Genomic DNA, 21929 nt, shown 5'->3' with positions numbered 1-21929 from the left:
AAATCAATAAGGAGATGGATATTGGATGATTAGAGTCACTGTATGGAACGAGAACGTCCACGAGCAAACACACGAGGCAGTGCGAGCAGTATATCCGGAAGGGATCCATAATGCGATTGCCAAAGGCATCGCCCAACCGGACTTTGAAATCCGCACCGCCACGCTTCAGCAACCGGAGCACGGTTTGACCGAGGAAGTGCTGAACAGCACCGACGTCTTGATCTGGTGGGGGCATATGGCCCACGACAAAGTCGATGACGCCATCGTAGAGCGCGTGCAGAAGCGCGTGTGGGACGGCATGGGGCTCGTCGTGCTGCACTCCGGCCATTTCTCCAAAATTTTCAAAAAGCTGATGGGCACTTCCTGCGATCTGAAATGGCGCGAAGCGAACGAGAAGGAGCGCATCTGGGTCGTCGATCCGGCGCACCCGATTGCCGAAGGGTTGGGCCAATATTTCGAGCTGGAGCACGAGGAAATGTACGGCGAGCACTTCGACATTCCGGCTCCCGACGAGCTCGTCTTCATCTCGTGGTTCGAAGGCGGGGAAGTGTTCCGCAGCGGCGTGACGTACCATCGCGGCAACGGCAAAGTGTTTTACTTCCGCCCGGGCCACGAAACGCACCCGACGTACTATAACGAGAACGTGCTGAAGGTCATCGCCAACGGCGTGAAGTGGGCCGCCCAAAGCCGCGGCGCCAAGCACTATTACGGCAACCATAAGCCGCTGGAGGAAATCAAGTCCAAGTAAGCCGGGGACCGCTCCGCCGAATGCGAACGGCGGGGCGGTTTTTTGCTCGGCAAAGCTATCATCCGATCATCATCACAGGAAGAAGGAACGCACGTTGTCGAAAGATTCGCTCGTCAAAGGCACCGTCATTCTCGCCGTAGCCGCGCTTGTGGCACGGTTTCTCGGCGTGTTCCAGCGCATTCCGCTCGTCTACTTGCTGGAGGACAAGGGGATGGGCTCGTACGGGATGGCGTTCAATCTGTATCAAAATCTTCTCGTCATCGCCACCGCCGGCATTCCGAGCGCTTTGAGCAAGCTTGTGTCCGAGCATACCGGACTCGGCCGGCATAACGAGGCGGAGAGAATATACCGCGCCGCCGTCTGGTTCGCTCTCGGCGCCGGAGCGGTGATGGCGGTGCTGCTGTATATCATCGCTCCGTTTTACGCCGCCGCCGACCCGAAAGCGATTCCCGCGACGCGGGCCATCGCTCCCGCTCTGCTGATGTTCCCGCTGATCGCCGTTATGCGCGGCTATTTCCAAGGGCGGCAGCATATGATGCCGAACGGCATTTCGCAAATTGTGGAGCAGGTGTTCCGGCTCGTTGTCGCCGTCGGGCTCGCTTATGCGCTGCTGCACGTCGGCGAAGTGGAAGCGATCGCCGGCGCCTCGTTCGGCGGTGTCGTCGGCGGCGTGGCGGCGCTGGCCGTTATGATGTACTACATGGCCAAGCTGCGGCGGCGCGACCGGACGGCGGCGGGGCCTTCCGTGACGGCGTCTGCCGACGCATTGGTCCGCCTGCCGTACAAACAAATTTACGGCAAGCTGCTGCGGCTGTCGGTGCCGATCGTCATCTACTCGATAACGGTTACGCTCATTTACAATATCGATTCTTCGTCGATCCATCCGCTGCTCAGCGGCCAGTTCGATTACGAGCAGCGGCGCGAGCTGCTCGGCATATTGACAGGCCGGGCGCAGTCGCTAGCCGGCATTCCGATCATTCTCGCCATTGCCCTCAGCCAGTCCGTCGTGCCGATTATTTCGTCCGCCTATTCCAGCCGCAATCTGGAGCAGGTAAAGCTGCAAACGTCGCGCGTATTGCAGCTGTCGCTGCTGTCGGGGCTGCCGGCCGTGCTGCTGATCGCGATCGCGGCCAGACCGATCGACGGCGCGATTTTCGGCTATGAGACAAGCTCGTTCGGGTATGCCAACGGGCCTTACATGATCAGCCTGCTGACCGCCAGCGCGCTGTTCCAGATCATGATGCAGACGTCAGGCGCCGTCCTGATGGGCATGGGCAAAATGAAGCCGCTCATGGTCAGCGTAGGCGTCGGCATCGCCGTCAAGCTGGCCGGCAACTTCGCTTTGGCCGGACAGCTCGGCGTATACGGCCTGCTCATCGCGACCGGGGCGTGCTTCATCGCCATGACCGCGTTCAACCTGATCGTGCTGCGCCGGGAAATCGCGTTCCGTGTGCTCGGCAAACGGTGGATCAGCCTGCTGCTCGCCGTTGCCGTCATATGCGCGACGGGGATGCCGCTTGAGGCGTGGCTGCACGGCGCCGTCCATCTGTTTGGCTACTATCGCTGGAACGAGCTGGTCAGCGCTATAGCGGTCAGCGCTTGGACTGTGCTGCTGTACGGCGTGCTGCTCGTGCTGTTTCGCGTCGTCACGAAGGATGACCTCGGCAAGCTTCCCCGTCCGCTGCAGAAGCTGCTCGGACGAATCCGGCGGGTGCCCGGCAGCGCCTGACCGCCATGCGCGCAAGGCCGCCGCAAAAAACAAAAGGCTCCACCAGCCGTGCGGCTTGGCGGAGCCTTTTGTTTTTTGGCGCTGCATCAGAGCAATAGGCTAAAAGCGGCGGATTAGAGCCGGGACGTCGGGTCGGCCAGCATAGGGACGAGCACGCTAGCGGCATAAATGATCACAATAAACAGCGAGACCGACGCCAGAACGAGGCCAGCCAGCCCCCGGTGGCCCCGCCTTCTGGCGGCGAAGCCGCAGCCGAACCCGACGATGGCGAACAGCACGCCTAACGGAACGGTGACGACGAGTAAGTCGAGCGCGCAGGCAACGATGCCGCAAATGATGGAGACGAGCGCGGCGGCGGAGCCGGGCGGCGCGGCGGCGGGAGCCGGCGGTTCTGCTGCCGGTACTGGCGGCTCTGCAGGCTGCACAGGCTCTGTGCGAGTTATATCGTTGGCGGAATCGCGATTGTCCATAACGTGCAGCTCCTTGCGCATACAGTTGCTCCTGATTGTACCATAATATGCGTAGGTCAGGCATCTTTGCAGCTTGCGCTGCACGCCAAAAGGAGAACAGCGCGCATGGCAATACGACTCAAGCAACCGTTCATGAAACTATGTTTGCTCATCGGCATGGCTGCCGCAGCTCCGGGCTGCGCGATGCCCGGCAGCGCCAAAGGCGGTCAGGGAGCGTCGGCCGCCTCCATCAAGGACAGCAAGGGACAAGCCGGACCGGGCCTCGCGGAGCTGGCACGCACGCCGACGGACGCCCAAGTCATGCAATCGGGCTCAATCCCGAGCAGTACGCGGGCGCTGGCGGCAGGCGACGCCGCTATTCCGTTGAAACGGCTCGGCAACGAAAATGGCGTGCCGCTGCGAGAGCTGGCGCGCGTTCTGCAATTCAACACCGATTGGGACGGCAAGTCGCAGACGCTGCGGATGGGAGACCGCGATTTCCCTTACGAGTTTACGGCGGGCTCGACGCGCGCGCTAAAAGACGGCGACGCCGTTACGCTGCCGGCGGCGCCGGTGCTCGCGGACGGGGAACTGTATTTGCCGGTGTCGGCCGTCGCCGACACGCTCCGCGCAGAAATGGCGTACGACATACAGGGAGACCGGCTGTTCGTGTCATCCGTCGTACGGAAATGTATCTGACGATCCGTCTGAAACGCCCGGTCCCGTTCAGACGGACGACGGTCTCGATTTCGGCGACGACCCGAACGATCCGTTCAAAGAGCCGATACCGAGCGAAGAAGCGGACAGCGCACAGTCTTCGCCGTCCGCTGCGCAGCAAGAGAAGGCGAAGCCGGACCTTCCGGCCTCCGCCTTCGATATCGAATTGGCAGTGCCCGCCGCTGCAAAAAGCATCAACATGGACAGCCTGGTCCGCAAAGGAATGCAGTATATGGGCGTCAAGTATCAGGTCGGCGCGGCTCCGTATCCGGTGTCGGGACGGTTCGACTGCTCGTCGTTCACCCAGTACGTGTTCGGCAAATACGGCATTTCGCTGCCGCGGCTCGCCCGCCAGCAAGCGCAGCGGGGCACAGCCGTATCGCGCAAAAGCTTGCGCAAAGGCGACTTGCTGTTTTACTATGCCCCGGGCGCTTTCAAGAGCAACCGCGCTGTCGCCCATGTCGGCATTTACATGGGCGGAGGCCGGATGCTGCACTCCTCGCCGCAGCCGAAAGACGGGGTTCAAGTGTCCGATATCAATGCGCCTTATTGGAAGAAAACGTTTTTGTTCGCCAAACGGGTAGCCTACTGACCGGCGGGGCGAGGCATCAAGCTGGCAGTAGAACGTTCTGCCCGTTGAGCTTCGTTAAACCTACAGCTTAACGCCTAGACGTTAAGCTGGCTGTGCGACGCCCTGCGCGATGCTCTGAGTTGCACCTACAGCTTAACGCCTAGACGGAGATGAATTCGATCTCGAGCCCCGTTTCGCAGCTTAAATCGATGAAGTGTCCGTCAATGAGAATCAGGGGCCGGAAAACATCCAGAGGATTCATCATAACGATCGTGCCCGTGCGTCCGTCGGTAAGAGCGACTTTTTTGCGGATGAAATTCGGGATCATGTGCTTGACAAAAGCTTGCACGGCGGCGGGATCAAGCTCGCCGAAGCTCATCCGGTGCAGCTCGCGCAGCACGGCGAGCAAGTCGCGCTTTTTCTGGTACACGCGCGTGCAAATCATCGCGCTGTACACGTCGGCGATGGCGACGATTTTCGCGAGGGGATGGATTTGCTCGCCCGTCAGCCCGTTCGGGTAGCCTTGTCCGTCCAGCCGTTCGTGATGCTGCATAGCGACGAGAGCAAGCGACGGATCGTCGAACGAGCGGCGTAAAATATCGTGGCCGTATATCGTATGCTTTTTGATTTCGTCGTACTCTTCGTCCGTCAGTTTGCCCGGCTTCTGCAGGATGGCGTTGTCGATCATGCTTTTCCCGATGTCGTGCAAATAGCCGGCTTTGCCGGCGTGCACCGCTTGCTTTTCGCTGAGCCCGGACCATTTGGCGATGTAGTAGGAGAGCATGCCGACCTGGACGCTGTGTTGATATGTGTAGTCGTCTTTGGAGTTCAGCACGAGCAGCATCGACACGACGTCTTTATCTTCGTGAAACCGATCGACGAGCGGGTCAAAGGTGCGATTCACTTCTTCTTCGTTGAGCTGCCCTTCTTTGCGAACGCTTTCAAACAGCTGCTTGACGCCGCCGATGGCCGAATGGTATACTTCCAGCTTCTCTTCGTCATACCGGGGCGGCCAATCGTCGTCTTCGGAGCGCGGCACGATATCGACGTAATCGACATTGTGAGCGTTCAGCTTTTCGATATCGGATTTATGCAATTGCGTACCGGCGGAAATCAACGGCAGCCCGTAGGCGTTGAAAACATCGTAAAGGAGCCGGTCGCCGACGTCTACTTGATGTACGGAAACTCTCATCGGAACCACCTTTTCGCAGCGATCTGGAATGGGGATGCAGATAAGTCTTCCATAATATAGTAGCAGGGGCGCAAATAATTTGTCAAATTTTACCCAATCATGTCGAATAGTGTTCAGGTTTGGCTGCGTGTCGGATCCCAGGGCCCGAGCTGATGGCCTTTCCACTCGTAGCCGTCCTCCCACAGCTCTTTTTTCCAGATCGGCACGATTTGCTTAAGCCGCTCGATGGCGTAGCGGCTCGCCTCGTAGCAATCGGCGCGGTGCGGCGCGGAAACGGCGATGACGACGCTCGCTTCGCCGATGGCTACTTCGCCAAGCCGGTGTGTGATCGCCGTTCTCGTGCCCGGCCAGCGGGCGGCGATTTCTTCCCCGATCTGGCGCATCGTCCTGAGCGCCATCGGTTCGTAGGCTTCATAATCGAGCCGAACTGTCCGCTGGCCGTGCGTCCACTCCCGCGTCGTGCCGACAAACAGAAGCGAAGCGCCGTGATTCGGATCGAGCACGCGCGAAAGCACCTCGTTCGGATCGATCGTTTGCCGCGTCAGGCCAAAAAGCTCCCGGGCTTCCGCCGGATCGGGCCGCTCCGCTTCGGACGGACCCGGTTCCCCGCCGGAGACGGGGGGAATGACGGCGATTTCGTCGTGAACCGTCACGACGTCTGCAGCGGCAGCGTACGCCTGATTCACTGCGATGAATGCTTGCTGCAGCTGTCCGGCCGCTTGCGGGAAAGAGGCTGCCAGCAGCTCCTTCAGCGCGGCGACCGTCATGGAAGGGGCCGGGGCGGCGAGACTCACGGCGGGGCTGCCAATCGTGTCTGCTAAGCCGGCAAATAACTGTATGCGATATTCCATAGGAATGAGCTCCTTTCCGTCGGCGCGAGTGCGTACACCCGCGTGCGCTTCGCGATTCGGCAATAGCATACCACATTTGGACGGCAAGAGGTATAATGTAGAAAAACAGCCGGCGGTCCGCCCTGCATAAGCCGGGCGGCGGCCGCATACGATGAGTCGAAGCGGCAAGGAGGCGTGTTCGGATGGCGGGTACGGGCCAGCATGAGCTGGAGCGGATCACATTGATTCATACGAACGATTTGCACAGCCATTTCGAGGCGATGCCGCGCATCGCCTCGTTCATTCGCGTGCAGCGCGAACTGCTCGGCGCGGATCGGGTGCTGGCGCTCGATATCGGCGACCATCTCGATCGGATGAGTCCCGAGACGGAAGGGACGGACGGCCGGGCGAACGTCGATGTGCTGAACGCCACCGGCATCGAGGCGTTCGTGCCCGGCAACAACGAAGGGCTGACGCTCGCGCCGGAGCTGCTGCGTGCCGCGTTCGCCGGGCGCGCCCGGTTCCCGGTCGTATGCGCGAACTTGCGCGAAGCGTCGACCGGCCGCATCCCGGACTGGATGACGCCGACGCATGTCATTGTCAAAGGCAAGCTGCGCATCGGCCTGATCGGCGTGACGGCCGCCTTCGCGGACTATTACAGGCTGCTCGGCTGGATTGCGGACGAGCCGCTGCAGGCGGTCGCCGCCCGCGCCGCAGAGCTGCGCGGACAGGCGGATATCGTTGTCGTGCTTTCGCATCTCGGCTTGCGGCTGGACGAGCAAATGGCGGCGGAGGTGCCGGGGATCGACGTCATTCTCGGCGGCCATACGCACCATTTGCTCGAGCAGCCGCGGCAGATCGGCGCCGTTACCGTGTGCGGCGCCGGCAATACGGCGAGTACGCGGGCGTCGTCGAGCTCGCGTACTGCCCGCAGCGGCGGCGGCTCGTCCAAGCCGCCGGCCGCGTCGAGGACGTCGGCAGCTGCGCGGCCGACCCGGAAGTGAGCCGGCTCATCGCAGAGAGCCGGCGCGAGAGCGCGGCCGTCCTCGCCGAGACGGTCGCCGTGCTGGAGGAGCCGCTCCCGCTCAGCTGGAGCGGCGAATCGCCGCTCGCCAACTTGATGGCGAGCGGGCTGCGCGCGTGGACCGCGGCCGAGATCGGGCTCGTCAACGCCGGCCAGGCGACGGCCGGCTTGCCCGCGGGCCGCGTCACCCGGGCCAGGCTGCTGGAGCTGTGCCCGGGCCCGATCAATCCGTGCCGCATGCGGCTGCGCGGGGCACATATCAGGCGCGCACTCGAAGAAGCGCTGCTGCCGGAATTTACCGGGAAGGAAATTCGCGGCTTCGGCTTCCGCGGCAAAGTGCTCGGGACGCTCGCTCTGGACGGGATTACGGTCGAAGCCGAGCTGGACCGCCCCGCGTACGAGCGCATCGTGCGCGCGGCCGTCGGCGGCGGGGAGCTGGAAGATGAACGCGAGTATGTCGTCGGTACGATCGATATGTTTACGTTCGGCGCCGGCTATTTGTCGCTCAGCCACGGCACGCATGTGGAATACATGGTGCCCGAGCTCCTGCGCGACGTCCTGGCCGGGCAGCTGCGGGACGCGGCGGCTCTCCGTGACAGCACGGCGCCCCGTTGGCACGTGCGCGGCGGCGCGCGCTAAGCGGGGCAGCACCGGCCGGATAGCGTCTTAATAAAATATTAAGTTGTTTTCCGTCCGTCCGGCGAGCTACAATGGAGGATGTTTGATGGGAGACAGGCCGCATCGATTCGGGACAAGTCTCCCGTCGAGGGTCATGATCAAGGAGGGGCTGCGGAGGTTATGTTGGAGCTGCACTATTGGGTAGCGGTCATTATCGGTATTGTAGAAGGCTTGACGGAATTTTTGCCGGTTTCTTCGACCGGACATATGATTTTAACGCAGGCGCTGCTCCGTATCCCGGAGGACAACGAAATCATGAAAACGTTCGAGGTCGTCATTCAGCTAGGCGCGATACTGGCTGTCGTTGTCGTATACTGGAAGCGGATTTTGCAGCTGTTCGGATTGGCGGGCCGATCGGCTCCCGCAGGCAAAAGGAAGCTGAATTTGCTGCACATTCTCATCGGCATCATACCGGCCGGCTTGATCGGTTTCCTGTTCAACAAGACCATCGAAGCGAAGCTGTTCTCGCCTGTGACGGTCGTGCTCAGCCTCGTTGTCGGCGGTGTGCTTCTGATCGTTGCCGAGAAGCTGCCGGGTCGCCGGACGGCGGATACTATGGACGACATTACGTATCGGCAAGCGTTTTACATCGGATTGTACCAAATATTGGCCGTCGTCTGGCCGGGATTTTCCCGCTCCGGGGCGACGATTGCGGGCGGCATGCTCTCGGGCGTATCGCGCGGCGCTTCCGCCGACTTTACGTTCATTATGGCGATACCGCTCATGTTCGCCGCTACGGCGCTGTCGCTGCTCAAGAAGCACGACATGTTCACGCCGGACGTGATCGGCTTTTTCGCGGTCGGCTTCATCGTCTCGTTCATCGTGGCGCTGCTGGCCGTCGTGACGTTCATCAAGCTCGTTTCGCGGTTGAAGCTGACGTACTTCGCTTATTACCGGTTCATCGTAGCTGCGCTGTTCGTCCTATATTTTTGGGTATTTTGACGCAGGTTCACCTGACAATTTTCGAAAAACCACGCCATAAGGCGCGGTTTTTTTTATTGCTCTTTTCCAATGAATGTTTTACATTTAGGAGGAAGTCATAAAGTCTGCCCGAGAAAGTATGGCTCAGCTCGGATCGGAAATGTGGGTCTCTTCCTTTCTCGGGCAGTGCGAAGCCATACAAGCTAACAAGAAATGAGGGTGATGTCATGCGTCTGCTGCCGATCTCCTCCTGCCCGCCCGGAGTCAAGTTAGCCAAACATATATACAACGAGGAGGGGATCGTGCTGCTGGCCACCGGCGTCGAACTGACCGAACCGCTCTTGGCCCGCCTGTCTCACCATGGCATCGACCATATATACGTTCACGACTCCCGCACCGACGACATCGTCATCGAAGATGTCCTCAGCGTGGAGACACGCGTACGGACGACCCGCGAAATTCGGCACACGTTCATCAAAATGATGGACGATGCCGGCAAAAAGCGGCTTGTCAGCACGTACCATCTCGGCAAAACGTTCCGTCCGCTTATGGAGGACGTCATCGACGAGCTCAGCCGTCATCCCGACGCGATGATCATGCTCACCAACATATCGGTCGCCGATCATTATTTGTTCCAGCACTCCTTGAACGTGGGCATTTACGCCACAATGCTCGGGCTGGCGCACGGCTACAACAAAGAAGAGCTCATGGTGCTCGGCCTCGGCGCGCTGCTGCACGATATCGGCAAAACGAAAGTGCCGCTGGAGCTGCTGCGCAAGCCGGGCAAGCTCACGATCGAGGAATTCGAAGAAATTAAAAAGCATACGGAATACGGCTTCGCGATGCTGAAAGACGAGCCGAACATGCCGCTGCTCGCCGCCCATTGCGCCTTCCAGCATCACGAACGGATCAACGGCAGCGGCTATCCGCGCGGCCTGGCCGGCGACGATATCCACGAATATGCACGCTGGATCGGACTCGTCGATTCGTACGACGCGATGACGACGCAGCGCGTTTACCGCACCGCCATGCTGCCACATCAGGCGCTGGAGACGCTGTTCACCGGCGCGGGCACGCTGTACGATCAGGACAAAATCGCCCTGTTCCGCGACAAAATCGCGCTGTACCCGATCGGCGTGACGGTCACCTTGAACAGCGGCGAGACGGCAGTTGTCGTCGATCTGAACGCGTCGGCCCCGCACCGTCCGGTTGTGCGCGTGCTGGAGGACGAGAACGGGCAGGAAATCGTGCCCTATGAGATCGACCTGTCCAAGAAGCTGTCGGTGATGATCGCGGCTGTCAATCAGGTGAAAATCGAACAATATTGAGCATACTGTAACCGATCGCAACGAACAGAACCTGGCATCAGGTTCTTTTTTGTTGCTGCATCACAGAGTGCAGGCCGCGCCTATAGGCAGGCTGATTCCGCTCTGTTTTTCTTTTCCCGGGGTTTCAGTTACAATAAAGGATAAACGTCCAAACGACTAAGATAAAACAAAGGTGTGCTGGTAAAAGTGACGAATCCGATACTGCCTGCGGCCGGCGCCGCTGCCGGACTGCAGCCGCTCTCGCCCGAATACGACCCGTGGGATCCGCTCCGCTCGCTGCACGCTTACGGCAGCCACGTGCTGACGAGCGTGGAATTCACAGTGACGAACTTATGCAATATGCGCTGCGAGCATTGCGCCGTCGGCGATTCGCTGCTGGTGAAGGAGGGCGCGCGGCTGCCGATCGAGCGGGTGTTGAAGCGGCTCGACGAGATCGAACGGCTGGAGACGATCAGCATTACCGGCGGGGAGCCGATGCTGCATGAAGAGACGGTCAGAACCGCGATATTGCCGCTGCTTCGCTACGCCAGACAGCGCGGCGTGCGGTCGCAGATCAACTCCAATGCGACGCTTGAGCTGGAGCGCTACGAGGCGATTGCGCCCTATCTCGATGTGCTTCATATTTCGTTCAACTATACGGATCCGGCCGATTTTCACCGCGTCGGCTTTGCGAGGAGCGGCCGTCCCGTCGGCAGGGAAGCTTCCGACAAGCTGTACCGGCGCATGGTCGACAACACCGTCTCGCTTTCGCGCGGCGGCCTGTTCGTCTCGGCCGAGACGATGATCAATTTCCGCACGCATACGAAGCTGGCCGACATCCATAGATTAATTGTAGAGATGGGCTGCCGCCGCCACGAAGTGCATCCGATGTATCCGAGCGCGTTCGCTGCGGACTTGCCGCTGCTGACGCTTGACGAGCTGCGGGCGGCGATTCACGGTTTGCTGGACGCACGCGATCCGAACGTGTGGATGCTGTTCGGGACGCTGCCGTTTTTCGCCTGCAGCCCGTTGGAAAGCGACCGCGAGCTCGTGCAGCGGCTGCGCGCCGAGCCGAACGTGACGGTCCGGGGCGACCCGGACGGGCGCAACCGGCTGAACGTGAACCTGTTCAGCGGCGACGTATACGTGACCGATTTTGCCAACGAGCCGCCGCTTGGCAACGTGCTGCGCGAGCCGCTCGAGGCCGTTTTCGCCAAATGGGAGCGGCATCCGCTACGCTCGCGGGTGAACTGCCATTGTCCGGCAGCCGCCTGCTGCGGTCCGAACCTGCTCGTCGCCGACTCGTACTACCGCGGCGTCGATTTTCACCAGCGCAAAGCGATTGTGTGACCTGCCGCTTTGCAGCCAGCCGGCAAAGGAGACCGATTGTTCTTGCCACACGATTCGTACTCTTTCCATCCCGATCAAATCGTCGTCAATTTGTTGCTCGTGCTGGCGCTCGTGCTGCTGAACGGCTTGTTCGTCGCCGCGGAGTTCGGGCTCGTGCGCGTCCGCCACTCCCGCCTGCAGCAGCTGGCCGAGGAAGGCAATCCGCGCGCCAAATTCGCGCTGTCCGTCAGCCACAACCTCGATGCGTATTTGTCGGCGACGCAGCTCGGCATTACGCTCGCTTCGCTGGCGCTGGGCTGGGTCGGGGAGCAGACGGTCGCGCAGCTGATCGTCATGCCGATTTTGGCCGCATTCCATCTGGAAAATGCGATATTTGCCCATACGGTATCGTTCGTCATCTCGTTCGCCAGCATTACGTTTCTGCATATCGTGCTCGGCGAGCTGGCGCCGAAGTCGCTGGCGATCCAGAAGCCGGAAGCGACATCGCTGTGGCTCGCGGCACCGCTGCTGTTTTTTTACAAGCTGTTTCGCCCGTTCATCTGGGTGTTGAACAAAACGGCCGGCGGCTTATTGCGGACGATCGGCGTAGAGCCGGCGGGCGAAGCGCAGGAGGCGCATACGGAGGAAGAGATTCGCATCCTGATGGACCAAAGCGCTCGCAGCGGCATTATCGACAAGGACGAGATGGCGCTCTTTGACAACATTTTCGAGTTCTCCGACCGGCTCGCCCGCGAGGTGATGCTGCCGCGCATCGATATGGACTGTCTCTATTTGACGCAATCGTTCGAGGAAAACATGAAGCTCGTCTACGCCACGAAGCATACGCGCTATCCGGTGGCCCAGGAAGACAAAGACCAAATCGTCGGTTTCGTACATATTACGGATTTGCTGACGGCCGATCCGGACGAAGAGCGTAAGCTGGAGCAGTTTATTCGGCCGATTCTCAACGTGCCGGAGTCGATGGAAATCTCGCGAGTGCTGAAGCTGATGCAGAAGCGGCATTCGCAGCTTGCCATCGTCGTCGACGAGTACGGCGGCACGGCGGGGCTGCTGACGACCGAAGACATCCTGGAAGAAATCGTCGGCGAGCTGATGGACGAGTTCGACATCCACGAGCGTCCGGAGATGGAAGTGAAGGGCGAAGTCACGTTTGTGGACGGGCGGATGCTGCTGGAAGACTTGAACAGCGCCATGCAGCTCGATATCGAGGACGACGAAGTCGACTCGATCGGAGGCTGGCTGTTCAAGCATCTGGAAGGCGCCGTCGTCAAAGGCAAAAAAAATCGTGCACGGCCGGCACGAATTCGAAGTGGCGGAGGCGGAGCGGCTGCGCGTCGTGCGCGTCGCCATCCGCGCTATCAAGCCGGAACTGGAGCCGGATGCCGGCGAGGAAGCACCGGAGCGGTAACGGGTCCAGACCGGCGCATTAGGCGTTAAGCTGGAGGTGTACGGCGAGCAACGTGCCAGACGTCTCACAGCCGGATTAACGCCTAGCACGAATCGGCGGGAGCCGGGAAAGGAGCGGAACATGTCTCTGCGGACGTTAGTCATTCTCGGTCTCGCCTTGCTCGTCTTGTACGGGCTGTTTACGGTCGGGCTGCCGTTCTTGCTGGCGCTTATGACCGCGATTTTTCTCGAGCCGATCCATCAGCTGCTCATTCGGCGCCTCCGCTTTGGCCGGCTCGGCGCGGCGACGCTCGTGTGCACGCTGTTTACGCTTGTCGGCCTGCTGCTGGCCTATTTGCTCGGCACGAAAATCGTGACCGAAGTGGTGCAGTTTTGGAAAGACGTGCCGTCTTATATTAACGAGGCCAAAGCGTACATCGACAACGCCTCGACGCAGACCGAGCTGTTCTACAATTCGCTGCCGCCGGAGACGGCCGACCTGATCCGAAGCGGCATCGACAACGGGCTGACGAAGCTGACGGACTCGCTGACCGGGCTGATCAAAGACGTATCGTCGTATTTTTTGGGCGTGGCCAAGTCGATTCCGAATTTTCTCATCTTCCTCGTCGTGTATGTCATTGCGCTCTATTTGTACGCGTACAGCTTGCCGCTGCTGCGCTCCTCGTTCGTCGCCCTGTTCGAGGCCGGCTCGCGGGACAAAGTGTCCGACGTGCTTGACAATTTGCGGCTGGCGATTTTCGGTTTCATCCGGGCGCAGCTCATTTTGTCGATCTTGACGTACCTTGTCTGCTTCGTCGGGCTTATATTTCTGCATGTGCAATATCCGCTCGCGATCGCGCTGCTTGTCAGCGTCGGCGAATTTATTCCGATCGTCGGCACCGGGCTCATCTTCCTGCCGTGGGCCGGCTACCAGTTCCTGAACGGCAACTCCGGGCTGGCCATCGCCATTCTCGTCCTATTTCTCGTCATCGTGCTGTTCCGCCGCATCGTCGAGCCCAAAATTCTCAGCGACTCGGTCGGCATCTCTTCCCTCGCGGCGCTCGTTTCCGTTTACGTCGGGTTTGAGCTCGTCGGCATCGTCGGCATTTTTCTCGGGCCGGTGCTCGTCATTATTTATCAGGCGATGCGCCGGGCCGGGCTGCTGACCATTCAAATCAGGCTGGAGTAACGAACGGCTGCTTGCGCAAAATGGCCCTGGGACCGTAATTTCGGTCGCAGGGCCATTTTGGCAGGGGCGGCGCAGAAAGTTTGCATGGGGCGAACAATAGCTATATAATAAAGCAATAATGAATGAACATTCATTCCGGTAGCAGCTTGGAGGTGAAGTTTTGGAAGCGACCGTAAGCAAGCGCGACAAAATTTTGGACGCGGCACTCCTCTTATTTGCGGAGCGGGGATACGACGGCACGACAGTTCCGATGATCGCCGATACGGCAGAGGTTGGAGCGGGGACGATTTACCGGTACTTCGAAAGCAAAGAAGTGCTGGTGAACGTATTGTTTCAGGAGTGCGTCACGCGATTTATCGGTTCGGTGTCGCGAAACTACCCGCACGCGGCAAACATTCGCGCACAGTTTACCCATATATTCGGCGGCATGGTCCGGTTTGCCAAAGACGATATTCACGCGCTGCATTTCATCGAAACTCACAGCGGCGCCCGCTATTTGGATCCGAAAAGCCGCGAGACGTTTCAGCAATTGATGGATTTTCTTCATGCTTTTGTGCATTCCGGCAAGGAGCAGGGGCTGATCAGGCCGCTGCCGTCCGATGCGCTGATTGCCATCGTGTTCGGAGCGTTTACCAAAATGTTCACCTTGATCAGAGCCGGAAAAATAACCGAGACGCCGGAGCTTTTGTCTCAAATCGAAGAAAGCTGCTGGGACGCCGTCAGAGTCCATTCGGATTGAAGACGGCTTTGTTTTGCCGCACACGGAATGAATATTCATTCCGAACCCTTTCCGTATTAAGGCATAACTTTTACCAATCCCTTAAATAGACCCTCTTGGAAGGATGGATGAACATGTCTGATTCCGCTCTCATTCCACAGCCGAAAACGTTTGGCCCGCTCGGCAATTTGCCGCTGCTCGATCTGGATGCGCCCGTCCAATCGCTGGTGAAGCTCGCTTACGAGCACGGGCCGATTTTCCGCATGGATTTGCCGGGGAGGAGCGAAATTTTTATTTCCGGCCACGACCTGGTTGCGGATGCTTGCGACGAATCCCGCTTTGACAAAAGAGTATGGGCGCCGCTGCAAAAGGTTCGCGCCTTTGCCGGCGACGGCTTGTTCACCAGCGAGACGGAGGAGCCGAATTGGCGAAAAGCGCACAACATCTTGCTGCCCAGCTTCAGTCAAAGAGCGATGCAGGGCTATCATGCGATGATGGCGGATCTCGCGCTGCAGCTTGTGCAAAAGTGGGCTCGATTGAACCCGGACGAAAGCGTGGACGTTCCGGATGATATGACCCGCCTTACCTTGGATACGATCGGGCTGTGCGGATTCAATTACCGGTTCAACAGCTTTTACCGGGAACAGCCGCATCCTTTCATCACCAGCATGGTCCGGGCTTTGAACGAGGCGATGAATCAGCTGCAGCGACTCGGGTTGCAGGATAAGCTGATGGTATGGACCAAACGGCAATTCAAGCAAGATATTCAGGCGATGTACTCCCTGGTGGATAAAATGATCGCCGAACGCAAAGCGCATGGCCAGCAAGGCGGAGAAGATCTGCTCGCGCATATGCTTACGGGCAAAGATCCGGAGACCGGCGAACCGCTGGACGACGAAAATATCCGATACCAAATTATTACGTTCCTCATTGCCGGACATGAAACGACAAGCGGACTGCTGTCTTTCGCCATCTACTTTTTGCTGAAACACCCGGATAAGCTGCAAAAGGCTTACGAAGAGGTGGACCGCGTTTTGGCCGAACCGGTCCCGACCTATTCCGAGGTCCGCGAGCTGAAGTATGTCCGAATGATTTTAAACGAGACATTGCGCCTATGGCCTACCGCCCCGGCTTTCTCCTTGTATGCGAAAGAAAATACGGTGCTCGCCGGCAAATATCCGTTGAAAAAAGGAGAGAGCGTGAGCGTTCTGATTCCTAAGCTGCACAGGGACGCTTCGGTGTGGGGGGACGATGCGGATCAGTTTTGCCCGGAACGGTTTGAAGACCCGAGCCGGATTCCGCAACATGCCTACAAGCCGTTCGGGAACGGCCAGCGCGCGTGCATCGGGCAGCAGTTCGCCCTGCAGGAAGCGACGCTCGTGCTCGGGATGGTTCTCAAGCATTTTGAACTGATCGATCATACGAATTATCAATTGAAAGTGAAGGAAACGTTGACCCTGAAGCCGGAAGGGTTCACGATGCGGGTCCGCCCCCGCGGCCAGGCGGCCTTTGCCGTTACCGCTGGCGGGAGCTCGGCGCCGTCCGTCACGCCGGCGAAGCGAGAGGCGTTACAAACGGCGGAAGCCACAATACTCCGCTGCTCGTACTGTACGGGTCCAACCTGGGGACGGCCGAAGGCATTGCCCGGGAGCTCGCCGATACCGCCCGATATTACGGATTTCGCAGCGAGGCGGCGCCGCTAAACGACCGCGCGGGCAAACTGCCCAAGGAAGGCGCAGTCTTTATCGTCTCCGCCTCCTACAACGGGAAGCCGCCGAGCAATGCGCGCGAATTCGTGCAATGGCTTGAGGCGACGGAACCCGGCGAGCTTGAAGGTGTCCGGTATGCGGTGTTCGGCTGCGGCGACCGCAACTGGGCAAGCACGTATCAGCAGGTTCCTCGTTTCATCGACGAGCAGCTTGCGGCCAAAGGGGCGATACGGCTCGTTTCGCGCGGGGAGGCGGATGCGGGCGGCGACTTTGAGAAGCAGGTCGAGGAATGGAGCGCCCGACTTTGGCCGGAAGCGATGCACGCGCTGGGCTTGAGAAGCAGCGGCTTGCCGCAGCAGGAACGAAGCGCGCTCAGCATTCGGTTCGTCAGCGGTCCGATCGGAACGCCGCTTGCGGATACGTACGGTGCGCTTCCCGCTACGGTTGAAGAAAACCGCGAGCTTCAAGGGGAAGGCAGCGGCCGGAACACCCGCCATTTGGAGATTGCTCTGCCGGAAGGGGCGGCTTACCGGGAAGGAGATCACCTCGGAATTCTTCCCAAAAATGCGCCGGAACTTGTGGATCGCGTCCTTCGGCGATACGGCTTGCAGGGCGGCGATCATTTGATGGTCAGCGCCTCCGGACGCAGTGCCGCGCATCTCCCGCTCGATCGCCCGATCAGCGTCCAGGATTTGCTCAGCCACAGCGTGGAGCTGCAGGAGGCGGCAACTCGCGCGCAGCTTCGCGAACTGGCTGCTTGTACCGTATGCCCTCCGCACAAAAAGGAGCTGGAGGCGCTGCTGCAGGAGGACGCCTATAAGGAAAAAGTGCTGGACAAACGGCTGACGATGCTCGATCTGCTGGAGAAGTATCCGGCCTGCGAGCTTCCGTTCGAACGGTTTGTCGAGCTGCTGCCGCCGCTCAAGCCGCGGTATTACTCCATTTCCAGCTCGCCCAAAATGCGCCGGGACCGGGCCAGCATTACGGTCGGCGTCGTGCGCGGGCCAGCCAGAAGCGGACTCGGCGAATACCTCGGCGTCGCCTCGAATTACTTGGCCGATCGGCGGCCCGGTGATGCGATCGCGATGTTTGTGCGAACGCCCGAATCCGGATTTCAGCTTCCCGAGCTTGCGGAAACGCCGATCATCATGGTTGGGCCAGGTACCGGGGTTGCGCCTTTTCGCGGATTTCTTCAGGCGCGGCGCGCCTTGCTCCAGGAAGGGAAGGCGCTCGGAGAGGCGCATCTGTATTTCGGCTGCCGCCATCCGCAGCACGATTACTTGTACCGGGAGGAGCTGGAGCAATACGAACGTGACGGCCTGGTTCGTCTCCATACGGCTTTCTCGCGGGCGGAGGCCGGGCCCAAGGCGTATGTGCAGCATTTGATCAGGCGCGATGCCGCCAAGCTGATCGACTTGCTGGACCGGGGGGCGAAGCTGTATGTATGCGGCGACGGCAGCAAAATGGCTCCGGAAGTGGAGGAGACGTTCCGGGACGCCTACCGCGAAGCTCGCGGCGCAACGGAAGCGACCGTGCAAAGCTGGCTGGAAAAGCTGCAAAGCGAAGGCCGCTACGCCAAGGACGTATGGGCCGGAAACGATTGATGAGCATGGATGCCTGACCGGACGCAGGACGCATCCAACCGATCGTGCAGGTGTGAAATGGTGGCCCCGTACATTTTATAGAAACGCTTGAAGCAAGTGCGGGATGCCCCTCCGGGCGCGGAGAAATCCGGCCAATAGCCAAAAAAGCCAGGTGCGCTGACGAAAGCGCCCCTGGCTTTTTGCCGATCGTTCCGTTTAATACACCCGTCTGGCGCCCAAATAGCGCGGCCCCCAATAGCTGTTGTCGAGCGATTGGATTTTGACGCCGGCGGACCGGGTCGGGGAGATGAAGCTGCCGCCTCCGACGTAGAAGCCGACATGCGACACGGTGCCGTCCTGATTGTCGCTGAAGAAAACGAGATCGCCCGGCTGCAGGGCGCTGCGGCCGACGGCAAAGCCCGTTTGGAACAGCTCGGAGGACGTCGAACGCGGCATCGCCACACCGAACTTGTTGAACATGAAATAGACGAAGCCGGAGCAGTCGAAGCCGGACGGCGTCGTTCCGCCCCATACGTACGGTACGCCGTTGTAAGTCGAAGTGTCCGCGATCAGATTTTGCTTCACCACAGCGTGGCTGATTGCGGTTTGCGTTACCGTGTCGGCGGCGCCGGTGACGGGCAGCCGGTAAGCGGCTTGGAAGCTTGAAACCGCTTGCATCGTGTATGTGCCGTAATACCCGGTGACGCTTGGGTATGTAAAATAGCCGAGCGCTTTGAGGCTCGTTTGCAGCGCTGAGACGTCGGCACCGCTGGCGCCTTGCGCAAGCGACGTTGTCGCGGCTTCCGCGCGGGCGGTCGGAAACAAGGCCGCGCCCGATGCGCCCGCTGCCAGTATGGCGGCGGATAATGCCAAAGTGCGCAGCGTTTTGACAGCAAAGCTCTTCGTTGACTTGTTCATGTTGTGGCCTCCTTTGATGTGCGTCAGAAAGCAGAAGCTGCGCCTCTTCGGCTGAATCGCTGCAGTTAACGCGCTCGTCCGCAAGAACGGCGCAGCTTGCCGCTTCGCATTCGTTGTGCCAGGGGGCATTGCGGAGGTGTGGAAGTTCGATCCACAGCTGCCTGAGGCTTCCGAATTGGGTTGCCGTACCCTTATTTTAACGGTGCTTGCCAGCCCGAGACAACCCTCCAAAAGCTGGCATCCGAAGCGAAACGCAGTCATATCCGGCCGCTCGCAGGTCATATATGTGGTAGTAATGACCTTGAACCGAGTAAAGGAGGATGGCACGTGAACGAGTACATAGCCCACGCCGGCGCCGCCGATCAGCTGCGCGTCTGGCATCCGTTCGTCAGTCCGCTGGACCCGTGTCCGCCCATTGCGGAAAAAACGTTCATCATACCGCCGAACGTCACGATGCCGTGGCAGCCGCCCGGTTTGCCGCAGTTCAGCCCGTATGAAGCGCTCAAGCTCGGCACGCTGTGGCCGGCTTATTACAGCCCTTACGAAACGACGCCGAAATAATCAACCGCCCCCGGTTGCCGGGAAAGGAGGGCCGCCTCATGACTAGAAAGATGCCGGATCATTATTACAAGCTGCTGCGCGATTTGCAGGCGATGGATTTCGTGCTGGTGGAGCTGACGCTGTATCTCGATACGCATCCGCACGACATGGCTGCGCTGCAGCAATACAACCAGTTCGCTTCGGCAAGGCAGCATCTGAGCGCGCAGTTCGAGCAGGAATTCGGACCGCTGAAGCACTTCGGGCAAGGCTACACCCGTGCGCCGTGGCAGTGGAACGAAACGCCGTGGCCGTGGCAAGTGTGACGGCGCGGGATGGCATATGGGAGTTGAACGACTGCCCGACTCGCGTTCCTCCCGAATGCTCCTTTATGGAGCACAAGACGGGCGGCGCCGCAATCCCATATGCAATCCGAATTGCCGGCGGAGGAACAATGTGACCGAAAGCGAACGGGAGGGCTCGAGCGATGTGGATTTATGAGAAAAAGCTGCAATATCCCGTCAAGGTGAGCAAATGCGACCCGTACATGGCGAAGCTGCTGCTGGAGCAATACGGCGGGGCGGATGGGGAGCTAGCCGCAGCGCTGCGCTACTTGAACCAGCGGTATACGATCCCGGACAAGGTGATCGGCCTGCTTACCGACATCGGGACGGAGGAATTCGCCCACCTGGAAATGATTGCCACAATGGTCTATAAGCTGACGAAGGATGCAACGCCCGAGCAATTGCGGGCGGCCGGGCTTGGGGACCATTACGCGAACCACGACAAAGCGCTGTTTTACCAAAATGCTTCCGGCGTCCCATGGACCGCGACGTACATTCAGGCCAAGGGCGATCCGATCGCCGACCTGTACGAGGACATCGCCGCCGAGGAGAAGGCGCGGGCGACGTATCAGTGGCTCATCGACATGACCGATGACGTCGACCTGCAGGACGGCCTCAAATTTCTCCGCGAGCGCGAAGTCATCCACTCGCTGCGCTTTCGCGAAGCGGTGGAAATTCTTAAAGAATCGCACGGCGTGAAGAAGGTGTTCTAACCGCCGGAATGAAAAAGGACCGAGCGATCATGGTGCCGCCCGGTCTTTTTCGTGCGTTCCTCATTCATCCCGCAAGGCTCTTATCGCGCTTGATAGTCCAAGCCGCTTGTGTCATTGATGAAAGATTCGATCAAATCGGCGACCATTCCGGCGCCTTTGCTATTTAAGTGAATATTGTCGATCGTCAATTGCAAGCCGCGTTTGGCAGAGATGGCGTCCAAATTGCGCCTCAACATGAAATGCTGCATGGAAGCGGTCGACGACTGGTACAAACCCGGCCGGTACGGAAAACGTGACGGTTTGTTGTGCGATTGCAGGTACGCTTTCATATGTTCGTTCAAAGGCAAATAGGTCACGCCGTGCGCTTTGGCGACGTCGCTTATGATTGTGCTGTATTCCCCGGTTCGCCTATTCGCTGCGGAGTCCACATCCTCTCCGATGACCGGCAGGGACAGGAGGGCGACATGAGCTGATGTCCTTTCCTTCAGCTCCTTCACGATGACGTTCAAGTTCTCTCTGTACCAATCGGGGGAGGGGGTAACGGGAAGCTTTTTGAGGAAACAGAGCAGCCGGCTGTTCTTTGGACTAAGCGTCGAATTGGCGTCGTTCGTTCCGATCAGTACGGTGACCACGTCCGGGTTTTGGGCGATCACTTCGTTCAATCGATTCCGCAGGTTAAAAGCAACATCGTAGTTGACTCCAGCGTTCGCGAAAGCGATGGGACGATCCGAGAAGCGGCGGCGGAGCATTTCTACATAGTCGACGCTAACCTGGCCTCGGGTAATGCTGCATCCGGCGCAGACGACGCGTTTCGTTTCCGTTTTTCCGAAAGGTTGATTGTCCATGTCCCATCTTCCTCTCATCGCAGTCAAACCCGCAGGTAATCCGGTCTCCATGTCTTGATCGACCGCTTGATGTCATCCGGACTCAGATGATCCTGTGCGGCTCGCGAGCATAACTCCGGAAATTGTTCGTCCGAGGCAAACCTCAGGGCAATAATCTGGGACAGTGTCAGGCTCGGGTCGAGCAGATGCCCCGTGAGCACGTAGTGCCGGAAATTTTCTTCGGATCGAATGACTCTGTCCTGCACCTTTTTCGCATATTCGCGTGTCAGAACGGCTGCGATCGCCAATGCAACGGAAGCCATGAGCAGCACAATCGCGTACCACAGGTCCATGCTTCCCCGGAATTTAGGGAAGATATGCAGAAGCGATCCGATGACGGTTAAGGCGGAAAGCGGAACTAACAAAAAATGAAAGAGCGGATGAAGCCGAACATGATTTTTGTAGCTTTGCTGTTTCATGTCGATACGCCTC

At 59.3% G+C, this 21929-nt stretch carries 23 protein-coding genes and 1 pseudogene; 17 read left to right on the top strand and 7 right to left on the bottom strand.

Translation table 11 applies throughout. The features are described from left to right. Window positions 1–25: 25 nt before the first annotated feature. The gene (locus tag SD70_RS00290; protein ID WP_041044726.1) at window positions 26–748 is read left to right on the top strand and encodes a ThuA domain-containing protein; all 723 of its coding nucleotides are present in this window, start codon (window positions 26–28) and stop codon (window positions 746–748) included. Window positions 749–842: 94 nt separating this feature from the next. Beyond that, the gene (locus tag SD70_RS00285) at window positions 843–2477 is read left to right on the top strand and encodes a putative polysaccharide biosynthesis protein (RefSeq protein WP_041044725.1); all 1635 of its coding nucleotides are present in this window, start codon (window positions 843–845) and stop codon (window positions 2475–2477) included. A gap of 113 nt (window positions 2478–2590) precedes the next feature. On the opposite strand, the gene SD70_RS32625 is transcribed toward SD70_RS00285, so the two are convergent. Then, entirely contained in the window at window positions 2591–2947 is a 357-nt protein-coding gene (locus SD70_RS32625; RefSeq protein WP_156157814.1) for a DUF308 domain-containing protein, read from the bottom strand. Window positions 2948–3052: 105 nt separating this feature from the next. On the opposite strand from SD70_RS32625, the gene SD70_RS32620 reads away from it, so the two are divergent. Continuing rightward, entirely contained in the window at window positions 3053–3625 is a 573-nt protein-coding gene (locus tag SD70_RS32620) for a copper amine oxidase N-terminal domain-containing protein (RefSeq protein ID WP_052486891.1), read from the top strand. A gap of 27 nt (window positions 3626–3652) precedes the next feature. Here the strand turns inward: SD70_RS32620 and SD70_RS32615 are convergent, their stop codons facing one another. Then, window positions 3653–3844 carry a hypothetical protein gene (locus SD70_RS32615; RefSeq protein WP_052486890.1) on the bottom strand — a complete coding sequence of 64 codons (192 nt, stop codon included), beginning with the start codon at window positions 3842–3844 and terminating at the stop codon, window positions 3653–3655. Between SD70_RS32615 and SD70_RS32610 the strand changes: the two genes are divergently transcribed. Continuing rightward, entirely contained in the window at window positions 3843–4235 is a 393-nt protein-coding gene (locus SD70_RS32610) for a C40 family peptidase (protein ID WP_052486889.1), read from the top strand. The two genes, SD70_RS32615 and SD70_RS32610, sit on opposite strands and share 2 nt — an antisense overlap. A 139-nt stretch (window positions 4236–4374) precedes the next feature. Here SD70_RS32610 and SD70_RS00270 read toward each other — a convergent pair whose 3' ends face one another. Both SD70_RS00270 and SD70_RS39060 read right to left on the bottom strand, forming a co-directional pair. Next, a complete protein-coding gene (locus tag SD70_RS00270) occupies window positions 4375–5406 on the bottom strand; it encodes an HD-GYP domain-containing protein (protein ID WP_041044724.1) in 1032 nt (343 codons plus the stop codon). A gap of 113 nt (window positions 5407–5519) precedes the next feature. After that, window positions 5520–6257 carry a molybdenum cofactor biosynthesis protein gene (locus SD70_RS39060; RefSeq protein WP_041044723.1) on the bottom strand — a complete coding sequence of 246 codons (738 nt, stop codon included), beginning with the start codon at window positions 6255–6257 and terminating at the stop codon, window positions 5520–5522. 221 nt (window positions 6258–6478) lie between these two features. On the opposite strand from SD70_RS39060, the gene SD70_RS37390 reads away from it, so the two are divergent. The 10 genes and pseudogenes from SD70_RS37390 to SD70_RS40075 all read left to right on the top strand — a co-directional run bounded on the left by SD70_RS37390 (window position 6479) and on the right by SD70_RS40075 (window position 18122). Continuing rightward, the gene (locus SD70_RS37390; RefSeq protein WP_231570964.1) at window positions 6479–7240 is read left to right on the top strand and encodes a metallophosphoesterase; all 762 of its coding nucleotides are present in this window, start codon (window positions 6479–6481) and stop codon (window positions 7238–7240) included. Between the two features lie 116 nt (window positions 7241–7356). Further along, complete coding sequence (locus tag SD70_RS37385; RefSeq protein ID WP_231570973.1) at window positions 7357–7899, top strand: 5'-nucleotidase C-terminal domain-containing protein; 543 nt, start codon at window positions 7357–7359, stop codon at window positions 7897–7899. 159 nt (window positions 7900–8058) lie between these two features. After that, entirely contained in the window at window positions 8059–8880 is an 822-nt protein-coding gene (locus SD70_RS00255) for an undecaprenyl-diphosphate phosphatase (RefSeq protein WP_041044722.1), read from the top strand. A gap of 206 nt (window positions 8881–9086) precedes the next feature. Beyond that, on the top strand, window positions 9087–10187 hold the full coding sequence (locus SD70_RS00250; protein WP_041044721.1) for an HD-GYP domain-containing protein: 1101 nt from the start codon (window positions 9087–9089) through the stop codon (window positions 10185–10187). 186 nt (window positions 10188–10373) lie between these two features. After that, a complete protein-coding gene (gene yfkAB / locus SD70_RS00245; RefSeq protein WP_082053013.1) occupies window positions 10374–11516 on the top strand; it encodes a radical SAM/CxCxxxxC motif protein YfkAB in 1143 nt (380 codons plus the stop codon). 42 nt (window positions 11517–11558) lie between these two features. Next, window positions 11559–12924, top strand: a pseudogene (locus SD70_RS00240) (hemolysin family protein). A 120-nt stretch (window positions 12925–13044) separates the two neighbouring features. Next, on the top strand, window positions 13045–14091 hold the full coding sequence (gene ytvI, locus SD70_RS00235; RefSeq protein WP_041044720.1) for a sporulation integral membrane protein YtvI: 1047 nt from the start codon (window positions 13045–13047) through the stop codon (window positions 14089–14091). A 160-nt stretch (window positions 14092–14251) separates the two neighbouring features. Continuing rightward, a complete protein-coding gene (locus tag SD70_RS00230) occupies window positions 14252–14830 on the top strand; it encodes a TetR/AcrR family transcriptional regulator (RefSeq protein WP_197080887.1) in 579 nt (192 codons plus the stop codon). 113 nt (window positions 14831–14943) lie between these two features. Further along, on the top strand, window positions 14944–16512 hold the full coding sequence (locus SD70_RS40080; protein ID WP_394297921.1) for a cytochrome P450: 1569 nt from the start codon (window positions 14944–14946) through the stop codon (window positions 16510–16512). Next, the gene (locus tag SD70_RS40075; protein WP_394297925.1) at window positions 16407–18122 is read left to right on the top strand and encodes a diflavin oxidoreductase; all 1716 of its coding nucleotides are present in this window, start codon (window positions 16407–16409) and stop codon (window positions 18120–18122) included. Before SD70_RS40080 ends, SD70_RS40075 begins: the two co-directional genes overlap by 106 nt. Before the next feature lie 195 nt (window positions 18123–18317). Here SD70_RS40075 and SD70_RS36680 read toward each other — a convergent pair whose 3' ends face one another. Then, complete coding sequence (locus tag SD70_RS36680) at window positions 18318–19019, bottom strand: C40 family peptidase (protein WP_041044719.1); 702 nt, start codon at window positions 19017–19019, stop codon at window positions 18318–18320. A 327-nt stretch (window positions 19020–19346) separates the two neighbouring features. Between SD70_RS36680 and SD70_RS00215 the strand changes: the two genes are divergently transcribed. The 3 genes from SD70_RS00215 to SD70_RS00205 all read left to right on the top strand — a co-directional run bounded on the left by SD70_RS00215 (window position 19347) and on the right by SD70_RS00205 (window position 20613). Beyond that, window positions 19347–19580: a spore coat associated protein CotJA gene (locus SD70_RS00215; RefSeq protein WP_231570963.1), complete on the top strand. Its 234-nt coding sequence runs from the start codon at window positions 19347–19349 to the stop codon at window positions 19578–19580. A gap of 38 nt (window positions 19581–19618) precedes the next feature. Then, on the top strand, window positions 19619–19882 hold the full coding sequence (locus SD70_RS00210) for a spore coat protein CotJB (protein ID WP_041044718.1): 264 nt from the start codon (window positions 19619–19621) through the stop codon (window positions 19880–19882). Window positions 19883–20043: 161 nt separating this feature from the next. After that, the gene (locus SD70_RS00205; protein WP_041044717.1) at window positions 20044–20613 is read left to right on the top strand and encodes a manganese catalase family protein; all 570 of its coding nucleotides are present in this window, start codon (window positions 20044–20046) and stop codon (window positions 20611–20613) included. Between the two features lie 80 nt (window positions 20614–20693). Here the strand turns inward: SD70_RS00205 and SD70_RS00200 are convergent, their stop codons facing one another. Continuing rightward, a complete protein-coding gene (locus SD70_RS00200) occupies window positions 20694–21458 on the bottom strand; it encodes an SGNH/GDSL hydrolase family protein (RefSeq protein ID WP_041044716.1) in 765 nt (254 codons plus the stop codon). 23 nt (window positions 21459–21481) lie between these two features. Further along, window positions 21482–21916, bottom strand: coding sequence for a DUF6526 family protein (locus SD70_RS00195; protein ID WP_041044715.1), 435 nt, complete (start codon window positions 21914–21916; stop codon window positions 21482–21484). Window positions 21917–21929 lie beyond the last annotated feature (13 nt).

Source organism: Gordoniibacillus kamchatkensis (assembly GCF_000829455.1).
GTDB classification, from domain to species: domain Bacteria; phylum Bacillota; class Bacilli; order Paenibacillales; family NBRC-103111; genus Gordoniibacillus; species Gordoniibacillus kamchatkensis.
This window is presented reverse-complemented; position numbering and strand designations above follow the sequence as displayed.